Genomic DNA, 13,067 nt, shown 5'->3' with positions numbered 1-13,067 from the left:
CTTTTGTTATTTATTGTTGCCGAATGTTATATTTTTCAAGTTCACTCAATAGATTCGTTACGTAATTCCAGTAAATACTCATCGGTAAAACGCCATTCGATTTTTCCTAGATTTGAACTTTTTAAGGTAATTTCCTGAGTAGAAAAAGGCACTAGAGTTATTTCTCTTTCTCCATTTTTAATCATATTACCAGCGACTTTTAAATAATCGAATGTTAAATAAAATGGTGTGGGATTCTCTATTGTTAAAGTATTTCCTTTGCGAGAAAGTTTAACTTCTTTTGCTAATTGACTTGTTTTTAACTCTTCAATTTCTTTAGGTCGGTACAATAGTTTAAAGTAGAAATTAGGGACAATATTCAAATTAATGCTATTTTCTTTTTTGTTTTTTTCTTCACTCGGGATTGCTCTTATACCAATCCAAAATAAACTTTCCCGATCGTTAGGGAGAGTTACGCCATTGACTTGATTACTAATTCGACGAATATTCCAAGAGTTTTGTGTATTTGCGTCCATTTTTTTTAGTGGAGGCAAAATAATAAATGGTACTCGCTCATTTGTGTTATCAATTTTAGGAAGCAAAGTTTCTTCATCGACATTGGAAATCCAAGCCTCCATTAAGTAACTTTCCGCATTTCCATTAGTCATATCGATATTGATACCACCAGAATCACTTTCGTTATAAACATAACGTTTTAATACGAAATCAAATCCAGCCTGACCATTTGCCACTGCAACAAGTGGAAAAATAAAAATAAAAAACCAGAGGGCGCGAAGACTATTTTTTATCATTTTTGTGTACCTTTTAATGCAATTGGTTCAACTTTAGTTTCTCCGCCATAGTCATTAATAATATCCCATTCTATTTGAGAAACTTTATTATTTGCAGGCAATTCAATGGAAGAAAATGGTGCGACCATTGGTGCTCTGTCACTTTCGTAAGACACTTTATCCATTTTTATGTTAACTAAAGTGAAATAATAAGGAGATGGATTTTTGATAATAATTTTATTTCCTGATTGAGTCGCTGTTAATTTATTAATGTAGTCATTAACGTGCCCTTCAATTCCATTCGGACGGTAAAACATTTTTATCACTATTTTGGTTGATAAATTAAATCGTGTATTTACCTTATCATTGTCATCATTATTTTTTTGTTTAGACTCAGGAATGAAATTGGTCATTACATAAAACAAGGACTCTTGATCATTAGGGAGAGAAGCTAATGATTTAGGAATGATTTTTAGTGCAGTATTTGAGTTTTCTTTAAGTTTTACAATCGGCGGTATAATCGTAAAATTTTCGCTCGGTGTATTTTCACTTTCTAACGTTGAGAAAATTAAACTTTGTAATAAGTATTTTTTTCCACCGCTATTGTATGCTGTGATGCTTTGGCTTTTATCATCTTGAGTAAATATGACTCGAGAATGGTCGAGTGATACCGCTGAAAATGCACTTTGAGATACAAAAAATGTCGCTAAAATGGTTTGAATTATTTTTTTCATGTCATGTCCGCATAAATTATTAATCGGCGTAATAACCAATAGTTAAGGTTGCAGAAAAATCACCTTCATCTGGCTCACAATCTGTTTTGGCACAACGCAATTTAGCATTGACCACTTTTGTTTCACTACTGGTTTTTATGTTATCCCAAATAATTGATGATGCATCTGGCTTGGCTAATGGCGTTTGATTAACACTAATAACACGAGTTCCATCTAATAATTGTACGCCAATCACCCCATTAGGGTCATCATTAAAGAAATTATTACTGCCTGTTAAGGTATTTCCAGATGCTAAATACACGACGGCTGTTGTTTGATCCGTGCTGGTACAGTTTCTTAAGCCAATAGGAAAGTTTTTTGAAACTGTATCATTTTTAATTTCATTGACTGTCGTCACTCCTGATGAATTACCCAATATAATTTCATTAGGAACGTCAATTTCACAAGTTTTAGCTAAAAATAAAACAGAAAATTCGTAGTGTACGCTATAGTCATCTGACGCCATTGCAGGGTAATACATGAACACCATCAGAGTAGTCAGTAATAACTGTTTTATTTTTTTCATGTCTATCAATCCTGATAATATCCCAAATGTCTGGTTTAACATTATTGTTACGTTTCACTAGACTAACTCTATAACTAATATTTTGCTTATTGAAGGAAAGGTAGAAGTTTCCTTAATTACTCACTATCTGTTAATTTTGGTTGTTTTTATCTCAGGATTCAAGTGAAAAACCCGTTTTAGTTGTATCTTCTGTTTCGAAAAAATATCACAATTAAATTGTATAGATACCACTGATTTTAACTTGATTTTGAATAATATGTATCTGCTGAGTGTCATCACTAAGTTGAACAATATCGCTTGACCAGCACAAATATACTTTTACTCTACGATCCCATGATACTCATTATATCCACCCAAGTCGTTGATGACGGCCCACTTTACTGACCCGGTTTTGCTCTGGCTTGTGATGGTCATTTCAGAGAAAGGGGAAATGACATTATTTTGTTTATTCAGTTTGATTGACTTTTTATTAACGGTTAGCCCTGCCAGGTTAACATAGTAAGGTGAGTTATTGATTAACTTAACTCCATTAGCGGCTTGGGTTACTTTTATATTTTTAAATGCATCTTCTTGGAGCATAGACAAATTAGCAGGACGATAAAAAATTTTAATCACACTTTCTAATCCCACCTTTACACCATCAGCTTTACTGGATTCAGGAACATTTCTAGAGTGAAAGTAATACATGCTTTCGCGATCTTTTGGGAATTTTTGCGAAATTGCTTTTATTTTAATGACATTGCGTTGTTTAGGTTCTAATTTAAAAATAGAAGGGGTAATAACAAAAAAACCTTCGGATGGTGTTTTGCTATCTAACTGCTGTGTAATAAAACTGGCCACTAAATACGCTTTATTATCTTCATTACGAGCAGTAATAGAGGCGGAATTAGTTGCTTCTTCAATTACAATACGGGTTTGACTTAAACCGACACCCGCTTGAGCAAAAAATGAAAATGTTAATAAGATAAAAAGTAGAGATTTTAATTTTTTCATTTTTTTTCTCTTATATTTAAATTTAAATTGCGGGTAGCAAACTAGTACTACCCGATTTATCCTCTAAACTTATTGTAGACTATAATTAACTAATTTATTAGTCGTAAGCTACGCTAAAAGTAACAGGTACGTTTAAGTTTTGAGCGACTGCATCAGCAGCAGTAGCATGAAGACTTGCAACGATTGGTACGATATAATCATTTGTACCTGTGATTTTTATATCTGTAATTTCAGTTGCTGCATTAGGCGTCATTGCTGTTTTCGCTTTACCAGCTGCTAGTTTAACACCGATTTGTGATGCTTGAGCATCAGCAAACATGTCTGAATGGCCTGTTAATGTTTCACCAGTCGCTAAGATAGATACGCTTGTTGCATTTGTAGTTGCATTGTCACCGTTATCAGCGTCATATACTTTAGTGCAGTTATTTAAAACTAAGTTAAAATTCGATTCAGATAATGCTTTGGTAGTATCAAGATTGCTGTTTGAGTGTGTTCCTAAACTAATTAAACTTTTAGACGCACTAATGTCACAAGTTGCAGCAACTAAACGGGCATTAAAGTTAACAGTTGCATCTTGTGCTGCAAAAGCTTGAGAAGAAAGAGTCGCAACAGTTAATGCACCAATTAAAGCAAGTTTATTAAATTTCATAATCATTATTCCTAAGTATGTGATAAAACTGAATGTAGTTTTTAAATTAATAGATGTTTAAAATTTTATATTTAAGATTGACTTTTAGTTTTTAAATTAATATTTGAAAGTCGGATTTATTATTTAAATAACCTATTAATAAATAATATTATTAATATTGGCTATTTGATAAATAATAAACTTCGTCACAAAAAACTTAATTTTAAAATGTAGTCATGTTTATTTGGTGAATACTGACTCACCAGAGAACGTGGATAATATTAATAATACTCATATAAGTTGTCAAACAGGTGGAAAATGCAAATTTCTGTTTTTTTAATTGATTTCTAATTGTTAATTGATATTTATTTCAATGGGTTATGTGTTTTTTTATTGGCTTAAGTGATATCATTGATTGGTTTTTGGTTTTATATGCTTAGATTCGTGTTATCTTTGCGTTTAAAAAGTTTAATATTCTGAAATTAATATTTATACATAACTTGTAGCTAAATATCACACTATCCTGGTGCGAGGGGGGAAAGTGTTACGAATAACTACGGTGTGTGATAAAAACGCCAATTAATTAGAAATCATTAACACTTAAATTAATCTTGATCATGTTTTCTATGTGGATAAATTGGTTTGATAAATTGCTATGGCATGTTACTTCGTCATTTTTTTAGTTACCGACTCAAATTTAGTCTTGAGATTATTCTTATATAGAACGTTATTTACCGTTATTCCTAGTTTCACTGAAAAGGATATCCGCTATCTTTATTAAGCAAGTATTCAATAGAAGCAAAGTAGATAGGCCTAGCTTCTTATCACCTATTAGGCGTAAAGTAGAGTAAGGAGAGTTATGAGGATTTATTATGTAGTGGGTTTAATGTCACTAGGATTCATATCTGTTTTATCAACAGCGCAAAATCTGGAGCAACAATTTAGCTTATGGTTATCGAATGAAAAAGATAAAATTGAATGTTTTTCGCCGGAAGCTTCATTCAAATATTGCTTAGGCGAATCACTTAATGGAGGTTCGGCAGTTTTTAACCTGAAAGGAGAAGAAATTTATCAACTTTATTATTTTGATAATTGGCCTGATGAAGCGCAAGATGGGGTATATCGAATACGTAAAGAAGATAAAATCGGTTTTGCAGACGCAATAACAGGAGAAATAGTGATTGATGCAATTTATGATTGCGCGTATCCCTTTGAAACAGGAAAAGCGAAAGTGGGTATCGGATGTGAAATACAAACAGACGGTGAACACAGTTGGTGGGTTGGTGGTAACTGGACAACAATTACACGCTAATATAGTACATCGATATTATATAGTTTTAGCTGAATTAATTTTAGGCTTTTACGATATTAGTTAGGTTTATTCACAATAATACTCATTTTGACTATATTAGCCTAAATTTTTAACTTATTGAAAACAAATTGAAATAGTTATATAGATCACATTTTTAGCTCCATTTATTCCCCCTGAAAACCATTCAAAGTAAAAAACAAACCGCTTAATTCCCTATGTCACCACTTAGCCTAATTTTAATCATTTGCGGTGTGTAATTTCATACCATATAGACCATGGCAGAGCTCAATTTTTAGATTTAATACAGTTCAACCACTGCCAATTAAAAAGCCATCACGATAAATGATAAGCAACGAAAACACAGCGATATCATTTTTTAAGGTGGTTAATACAAAATCAATGGCATGTTCGTTTTACCTCAGAAGGGTGTTCTATGAACAAAAATGGTATTTTAAAGCACATTCCGTGGATGATCCTCGGGATAATCGGTGCAGTCTGTTTAGGGGTTGTTGCACTCAGACGCGGTGAGCACATTAGTGCGCTGTGGATTGTTGTCGCTTCTGTGGCGGTGTATCTCATCGCATATCGTTATTACAGCTTATATATTGCTAAGAAAGTAATGAAGCTGGACGAAACACGTGCGACCCCTGCCGTCATTAACAATGATGGGCTAAACTATGTTCCGACAAATAAAAACGTTCTATTTGGTCACCACTTTGCCGCGATTGCAGGGGCTGGGCCATTAGTCGGGCCCGTTTTAGCAGCTCAAGTCGGCTATTTACCCGGTACCTTATGGTTACTAGCTGGGGTTGTGTTAGCCGGTGCGGTGCAAGATTTCATGGTGTTATTTATTTCATCACGCCGTAATGGTGCATCATTAGGGGAAATTGTTAAAGAGGAGCTTGGCCCGATTCCGGGAACGCTGGCGCTCTTTGGGTGCTTCCTAATCATGATCATTATCCTTGCTGTATTAGCATTGATTGTGGTGAAAGCCTTGGCAGAAAGCCCATGGGGTGTCTTTACCGTTGTGTCAACGGTGCCTATCGCATTGTTTATGGGGATATATATGCGATATATCCGGCCGGGACGCGTAGGTGAAGTTTCTGTTATCGGTATTGTTCTCTTAGTGGCTTCCATTTGGTTTGGTGGCGTGATTGCTCACGACCCATACTGGGGCCCAGCACTGACATTCAAAGACACGACGATCACTTATGCGTTAGTGGGTTATGCGTTTATTTCAGCATTATTACCTGTATGGTTGATTTTAGCGCCTCGTGACTACTTAGCGACCTTCCTGAAAATTGGGGTTATCGTTGGTTTAGCGATTGGTATCGTTATTCTAAACCCTGAATTAAAAATGCCAGCAGTCACGCAATTTGTTGATGGCTCCGGCCCTGTTTGGAAAGGTACTCTATTCCCATTCTTATTTATTACCATCGCTTGTGGTGCGGTATCCGGTTTCCATGCGTTAATCTCTTCAGGTACCACACCTAAGTTATTAGCAAACGAAAAAGATGCGCGTTACATCGGTTATGGCGCAATGTTAATGGAGTCATTTGTTGCGATTATGGCACTGGTAGCGGCTTCTATTATCGAACCAGGTCTGTATTTTGCAATGAATACACCACCGGCAGCGTTGGGTATTACAATGCCTAACTTGCATGAGTTGGGTGGCCCAGATGGCGCAGCTATCATGGCTCAGCTCAAAGATGTATCTGTTCATGCAGCTGCTACAGTGAGTTCATGGGGCTTTGTGATTTCACCTGAACAAATCATGCAAACAGCTAAAGATATTGGTGAGCCGTCGGTGTTAAACCGTGCAGGTGGTGCGCCGACATTAGCAGTAGGTATTGCGTATGTTTTCCATGAAATCATGCCTGCGGCAAATATGGGCTTCTGGTATCACTTTGGTATTCTGTTTGAAGCTCTATTTATCTTAACCGCATTGGATGCAGGAACCCGTTCTGGCCGCTTTATGCTGCAAGATTTATTAGGTAACTTTGTTCCGTTCTTGAAGAAAACCGATTCACTGGTTGCAGGTATCATCGGTACAGCAGGCTGTGTTGGGTTATGGGGTTACTTATTGTATCAAGGCGTTGTTGACCCACTGGGCGGTGTTAAGAGCCTATGGCCTCTATTCGGTATCTCGAACCAAATGTTAGCCGCGGTTGCTTTAGTCTTAAGTACAGTTGTATTGATTAAGATGAAACGCAGTAAATACATTATGGTGGCTGTCTTACCTGCGGTCTGGCTATTAATCTGTACAACATGGGCATTGGGACTGAAATTATTCAGTGATAACCCACAACTGGAAGGGTTCTTATACTTAGCGAAATCTTATAAAGATAAGATTGCGGCAGGTGGTGCAGAATTAACTGCACAAGAAATTACTAATATGAATCACATTATTATTAATAACTACACCAACGCAGGCCTGAGTATTCTATTCTTAGTGGTTGTCTACGGTATCATTTTCTACGGTATCCGTGTTGGGATGAAAGCACACAAAAACCCAGAGCGTACAGACAAAGAAACACCTTATGTTCCTGTACCTAAAGAGGGCGTGAAAGTTTCATCTTCACATTAAGTCACCCTTCAACGAATTTGAACATCTAAAGGTGTTCAGTAAATGAAAGGTCGCCCTACATTGTGTACATCATGATGTAGGGCATTTGTATTGGAGAGCCTGATGTTTGGAAATCTCGGCAAAACAGGAAAATACCTTGGACAAGCAGCACGAATGTTAATTGGTATTCCTGATTATGATACCTATGTACAGCATATGAGTGATAATCACCCAGATAAACCTTTGATGACATACAAAGAGTTTTTTCGCGAAAGGCAAGATGCACGTTATGGTGGTAGCGGTAAAGGCGGATTTCGCTGCTGTTAATCAATGAAGTGTGAGGGAAATAATGAAACCTATTAGCGTAACAATTTTAACCGGTTTTCTCGGTGCTGGTAAGACAACTCTCCTTAGCCATATTCTTCATGCTGAGCATGGCCATAAAATCGCAGTAATTGAAAATGAGTTCGGTGAAGTCCCCATTGATAACGCAATAATTGGTGATCGTGCGACACAAATTACCACATTAAGTAATGGCTGTATTTGTTGTAGTCGTTCGAATGAATTAGAAAATGCCTTATTAGACCTATTAGATGGCCTTGATAATGGAAAATTAGATTTTGACCGTCTTGTCATTGAATGCACGGGTATGGCAGATCCCGGCCCCATCACGCAAACCTTTTTTTCCCATGAAGTCTTATGTGAACGTTATGTATTAGACGGTATTATTACACTAGTGGATGCTGTTCATGCGGATAAACAACTGAATGATTTCGCCATTGCTCAAGCGCAAATTGGCTATGCAGACCGCATTTTATTGACTAAAACGGATATTGAGCCAAATAACGAAGCTTTAATTGAACGTTTACAACGAATTAATGCAAGAGCACCGATTTACCCCGTTATTCACGGTGATATCGACCTGAATTTATTATTGGACATCGAAGGCTTTTTATTGGATTCGCAACTGAATGTCAAACAACCGACATTCCGTTTTGCTCCTAAGCAGCAAAATGAAGTGGGCTCGATTGTTCTCGAATTTGATTATCCTGTAGAGCTGATGGCCGTTTCTCAAGTGATGGAAGATCTATTGCTTAGCTTTGCAGATAATTTGCTGCGTTATAAGGGCATCCTTTCTATTGTCGATGAGCCAAAACGCCTATTGTTCCAAGGTGTTCAGCGTCTTTATAGCGCAGATTGGGATAGGGATTGGGAAGTTGATGAACAACGCCGCAGCGTCTTGGTGTTTATTGGTATAGACCTACCCGAAGAGATGATCCGTGAGAAATTTGCGGCACTGGAAGTGAAATAGACGTTGATTCAAAGTAGAACAATTCAAAAAAGAAGTTCAAAGTCTTAGTGCCGTGTGGCAAAAAAGCCAATCCCTAGGGGCATACACAAGTATGTGACTAGGGTTGGCGAATGTAGCCAACAACGCTACGGCGTTAAGGACGTGCTTTAGCGGCCATAATTTCAATAATTTGCACGTCAGTATGCTTCATTGAACCCGCCGCTAAAGAACATAAATTGGCAATGGACTGGTCGACATCATCAGAAACAATACCATCCGACCCTTTAACACAGCTATTATCTAATGCCATTAGCACGGCTTTATAAGCTGCGCTTGCACTGGTGGAAACCTTCATTGCACAGCTATTTGATGCGCCATCACAGATCATGCCGCTAACATCACCAATCATGCTAGAAATTGCCATAGCGACCACTTCATAGCGAGATTCTAATAACCAAGCAATCCCTGCGGCGGCACCCATTGCGGCTGTTGTAGCTGCGCAAAGTGCTGATAATGCAGGAAGTTGATTGTGAATATAAATAGCCATTAAGTGTGACAACATTAACGCACGAGCCAGTTGCTCTTCAGAAGATTGCAAATAATCAGCCGTGACAACCACCGGCATGGTTGCCGCAATACCTTGATTACCGGATCCTGAATTACTCATGGCCGGCAATACCGCCCCTCCCATTCGTGCATCAGAGGCTGCTGAGGTGCGGATCATAATTTCAGACATTAAGTCTTTTGAAAGCAGACCACGGTCCCGCTGAGTTTGCAATGTTTTGCCAATATGTAAGCCATAAACATTGCGTAAGCCCTCTTGAGATAAGGCTTCGTTTAAATGGGCCGCCTCAAGAATAAAACGAATATCATCTAAAGGGGCTTCGGTAGCAAATTGATAAACCGATTTTGCGTTGACTGGCGGCAGTGGGACGTCTGCGGCACAGTCAACGGGGGACTCATGATGAGGTTGAGCTGTCGTGGCATCAAATATGGTGCGATTGTTATGAATTATTTTAACAATATTCGTATGAGAGCCTGCAATGATAACGGTTGCGGATCCAGTTTGTGTATATACCGTGGCTTCGGAGTATATGACATCATCACAAGGGTGCTTGATATCAACGGTAATCGCTCCTTGCGCCAACATGCTTTTACTTAAGGTAATAGCATCCGCAGAGGCAGATTTTAATACTTCTAAACCGGCTTCGGCATCTCCCCCAATTGCACCAAGGGCTGCTGCGATGGGTAAACCAACCATACCTGTTCCGGGTACTGTTACACCCATGCCATTTTTCATGAGGTTAGGGGAGACAAACGCACAAACACGGATCACAGATCCATCAAGTAATGAGGCGGCCTTGGCGGCAGCATATGCCAATGAAATAGGCTCAGTACAACCTAAGGCAGGTTTTACTTCTTGTTTTACTGCATTGATAAAATATTGCCAAAGTAGTGGTTGTGATTGAGCATGCATGGCAAGTCCCCTTAATAAACTCTTTTTCGTTTTTATTATTTTAAACAACAGTCTGGAGAAAAACTTCACTAAGTTAGGGGATTTAAAGAGAGTGGGGAGAAATATTATCTCTCATTTGAGCTATAAAAATGAAATATTTCTAACGTTGAGCTTGGTCACAAAAGTCCTGCCTATGAAATTGGGCAGGACCCAGTGATAAGTGAAAAAGGTTAGTTTTCTAAATCAAGGCGTTTACTTTGCCACTTACGTGAACGCCAGCGCCATGCATTGGTTAAGCCGCGCAGCCATTCATCAGCAAAGAAACCTAGCCAAATACCTAAGAGACCCATCTCCATTTTTATACCTAAGAAGTAGCCTAACGGTATAGCGACGCCCCACATAAAAATAATGGCAGTACATAGCGGAAAGCGAGCGTCGCCTGAGGCACGTAATGCGTTTACCATCACGATATTAATTGTTCTGCCGGGCTCTAAGAAAACAGAGAGTAAAAACAATGGCAGCAGTACCTGAATAATACCTTGGTCATCCGTAATATTATTTAAGATAGGATCACGAAATAACCAAAAGGCGATAACAACACCAATTGTTACGTAAAAACCCATTTTAAGGCTCTTTACGCCGCGCCTAAAAGCATCTTCAAATCGCTTTGCACCAACAAGGTGGCCAACCATAATTTCATTACCAATACTGATAGATATCCCAAACAGCATGATAAACAATGACAATTGGAAATAGAGTGTTTGTGCTGCAAGAGATGTTTCTCCCATGAGACCGATAAACGCAGATGCAGTCATAAAATGGAGGATCCATACGAGGTTTTCCCCTGCAGAGGGTAATCCAATATGTAGAATTTTACCCAACATTTTCCGTGACCAGTGTATTAACATCAGTGGGACAAATTTGATCCTTAACCCATAAAACAGTAGGCAGAAGAGTAAAATAACGGCAACAATACGCCCAACAACAGTTGACCAAGCAACACCTTCAAGTCCATATTGTGGTAAGCCGAAGAACCCATAAAGAACAATGATGTTACCAAATACGGTAATCACATTAGCAATTAATGTGACCCACATTGCGGGTTGTGCTTTACCATATACTCGTAAGCAAGCCGCTAAAATAATTGAAATTGCCTCAGGAATTAAACAAATCCCTAAAATACGTAAATAGGTATAACCATCAGCCATTAAATGTGATGGCATATTCATAATAGTTAAAATGCTATAGCCAAAAAATAACGCAACTAATGCGCTGGAAAAACCAAGAATAAAGTTAAAAGCGATTGAAATATGAATCGCTTGGCTGGCTTTTTCTCGGCGGCCTGCTCCAAGGTACTGGGCAATAACAACGCTACACCCCACACTGATAAAGTTAAAAATAGTGATAAATAAATCAAATACTTGGTTTCCTACCCCCATAGCGGCAAGATAGGCGGTAGAAACGTGACTCACCATATAGGTATTAATTAATAATGTGGCCAAATGAAGAAAAATATCGATAAAAATTGGCCAGCTGAGCGAAAAGAGTGACCGCTCAGTCACATCGGATTGATGCATTGAGAACCTTTATATTCATGAATGTTAGGGAAAGCTTTCTGGGGGATTAATTCTACATGGATTTCAACAATGAAAATAGGGTTAAAATGCATCTGATTTAATGAGGCTAATGTTTTGTTTACTTTTAATTATTCTGTTAAATTCAATTTCGCTATAAATAATTTAATAAGCAACATCAGAACTGTATAGGAGCAAAAATGACAAAAATTAAAGCAGCAATAGTGGGCTATGGCAATATTGGTCGCTATGCACTAGAAGCTGTTCTGGCCGCTGAAGATTTTGAGTTAGTCGGGATAGTTCGTCGTAATACACAAGATATTCCTGCTGAGCTTTCATCCTACAAAGTGGTCGATGATATTGAAAAACTAGGAAAAATTGATGTTGCGCTACTCTGTTCACCTACGCGTGCAATCGGGCCATTAGCCGCAAAAATTTTAAGTTTGGGAATCAATACGGTTGATAGCTTTGACGTGCATTCAGATATCGTGGCTTTAAAACATCGCTTAGATGATGTCGCGAAGCAGCATAATAGCGTGGCAGTTGTGTCTGCGGGATGGGATCCGGGGTCGGATTCAATTATGCGTACATTGATGTTAGCCATGGCTCCTAAAGGTGTGACTTATACAAACTTTGGACCGGGGATGAGTATGGGGCATAGTGTAGCGGCTAAGGCTATTGATGGCGTGAAAGATGCGCTGTCCGTGACTATTCCACTAGGAACTGGGGTTCATCGTCGTATGGTGTACATTGAATTAGACGCTGGTGCGAAGTTTGATGAAGTGGCTCAAGCGATTAAAGCAGATAGCTATTTTTCTTCTGATGAAACACATATTCGCCAAGTTGATAGTATCGATGCATTGAAAGATGTTGGACACGGTGTGCACATGACCCATAAAGGGGTTTCTGGAGCAACACACAATCAATTATTCGAATATTCAATGCGTATTAATAACCCCGCGCTGACATCTCAATTTATGGTTTCTGCTGCACGTGCAACGATGAAACAAGCTGCAGGCGCATATACTGTAATTGAAATACCACCCGTGAATTTCTTACAGGGTGACTTAGATACGTTGATCGCGAAACTGGTTTAATTTCAATTTAGTTTATCTGTGGCATGGCGTTTTTACGTTCATGCCATCTTGTCGATATTTATTACACTTTATCCTCTCTTT

At 38.2% G+C, this 13,067-nt stretch carries 12 protein-coding genes; 5 read left to right on the top strand and 7 right to left on the bottom strand.

Going from position 1 to position 13,067, the window contains the following annotated elements; genetic code table 11:
- Nucleotides 1–41 precede the first annotated feature (41 nt).
- The 5 genes from M1E86_RS14875 to M1E86_RS14855 form a co-directional block, all read right to left on the bottom strand.
- Nucleotides 42–791: a fimbrial biogenesis chaperone gene (locus M1E86_RS14875; protein WP_213913852.1), complete on the bottom strand. Its 750-nt coding sequence runs from the start codon at nucleotides 789–791 to the stop codon at nucleotides 42–44.
- Nucleotides 788–1,504: a fimbrial biogenesis chaperone gene (locus M1E86_RS14870; protein WP_213913853.1), complete on the bottom strand. Its 717-nt coding sequence runs from the start codon at nucleotides 1,502–1,504 to the stop codon at nucleotides 788–790. Before M1E86_RS14870 ends, M1E86_RS14875 begins: the two co-directional genes overlap by 4 nt.
- A gap of 19 nt (nucleotides 1,505–1,523) precedes the next feature.
- Entirely contained in the window at nucleotides 1,524–2,069 is a 546-nt protein-coding gene (locus M1E86_RS14865; RefSeq protein WP_213913854.1) for a fimbrial protein, read from the bottom strand.
- A gap of 318 nt (nucleotides 2,070–2,387) precedes the next feature.
- Nucleotides 2,388–3,062 carry a fimbria/pilus periplasmic chaperone gene (locus tag M1E86_RS14860; protein ID WP_213913856.1) on the bottom strand — a complete coding sequence of 225 codons (675 nt, stop codon included), beginning with the start codon at nucleotides 3,060–3,062 and terminating at the stop codon, nucleotides 2,388–2,390.
- Between the two features lie 97 nt (nucleotides 3,063–3,159).
- A complete protein-coding gene (locus tag M1E86_RS14855) occupies nucleotides 3,160–3,711 on the bottom strand; it encodes a fimbrial protein (protein WP_185746885.1) in 552 nt (183 codons plus the stop codon).
- A gap of 838 nt (nucleotides 3,712–4,549) precedes the next feature.
- Here M1E86_RS14855 and M1E86_RS14850 point away from each other — a divergent pair.
- The 4 genes from M1E86_RS14850 to yjiA all read left to right on the top strand — a co-directional run bounded on the left by M1E86_RS14850 (nucleotide 4,550) and on the right by yjiA (nucleotide 8,880).
- A complete protein-coding gene (locus tag M1E86_RS14850) occupies nucleotides 4,550–5,002 on the top strand; it encodes a WG repeat-containing protein (protein WP_213913857.1) in 453 nt (150 codons plus the stop codon).
- Between the two features lie 433 nt (nucleotides 5,003–5,435).
- Nucleotides 5,436–7,589: a carbon starvation CstA family protein gene (locus tag M1E86_RS14845; protein ID WP_213913859.1), complete on the top strand. Its 2,154-nt coding sequence runs from the start codon at nucleotides 5,436–5,438 to the stop codon at nucleotides 7,587–7,589.
- 102 nt (nucleotides 7,590–7,691) lie between these two features.
- Complete coding sequence (locus M1E86_RS14840) at nucleotides 7,692–7,895, top strand: YbdD/YjiX family protein (protein WP_125891620.1); 204 nt, start codon at nucleotides 7,692–7,694, stop codon at nucleotides 7,893–7,895.
- Nucleotides 7,896–7,917: 22 nt separating this feature from the next.
- Nucleotides 7,918–8,880 carry a GTPase gene (yjiA, locus tag M1E86_RS14835; protein WP_125891619.1) on the top strand — a complete coding sequence of 321 codons (963 nt, stop codon included), beginning with the start codon at nucleotides 7,918–7,920 and terminating at the stop codon, nucleotides 8,878–8,880.
- A gap of 133 nt (nucleotides 8,881–9,013) precedes the next feature.
- On the opposite strand, the gene M1E86_RS14830 is transcribed toward yjiA, so the two are convergent.
- Both M1E86_RS14830 and M1E86_RS14825 read right to left on the bottom strand, forming a co-directional pair.
- Nucleotides 9,014–10,336: an L-serine ammonia-lyase, iron-sulfur-dependent, subunit alpha gene (locus M1E86_RS14830; RefSeq protein WP_213913860.1), complete on the bottom strand. Its 1,323-nt coding sequence runs from the start codon at nucleotides 10,334–10,336 to the stop codon at nucleotides 9,014–9,016.
- A gap of 209 nt (nucleotides 10,337–10,545) precedes the next feature.
- On the bottom strand, nucleotides 10,546–11,892 hold the full coding sequence (locus M1E86_RS14825; protein ID WP_125891617.1) for an MATE family efflux transporter: 1,347 nt from the start codon (nucleotides 11,890–11,892) through the stop codon (nucleotides 10,546–10,548).
- A gap of 197 nt (nucleotides 11,893–12,089) precedes the next feature.
- Here M1E86_RS14825 and M1E86_RS14820 point away from each other — a divergent pair, with 197 nt between their 5' ends.
- Complete coding sequence (locus tag M1E86_RS14820; RefSeq protein ID WP_125891616.1) at nucleotides 12,090–12,986, top strand: diaminopimelate dehydrogenase; 897 nt, start codon at nucleotides 12,090–12,092, stop codon at nucleotides 12,984–12,986.
- Nucleotides 12,987–13,067 lie beyond the last annotated feature (81 nt).

The sequence above is a fragment of the Providencia sp. PROV200 genome (assembly GCF_049901995.1).
Taxonomy (GTDB): Bacteria; Pseudomonadota; Gammaproteobacteria; order Enterobacterales; family Enterobacteriaceae; genus Providencia; species Providencia rettgeri_E.
The sequence above is the reverse complement of the archived record's forward strand: the minus strand, read 5'-3'. Positions and strand labels throughout refer to the sequence as shown.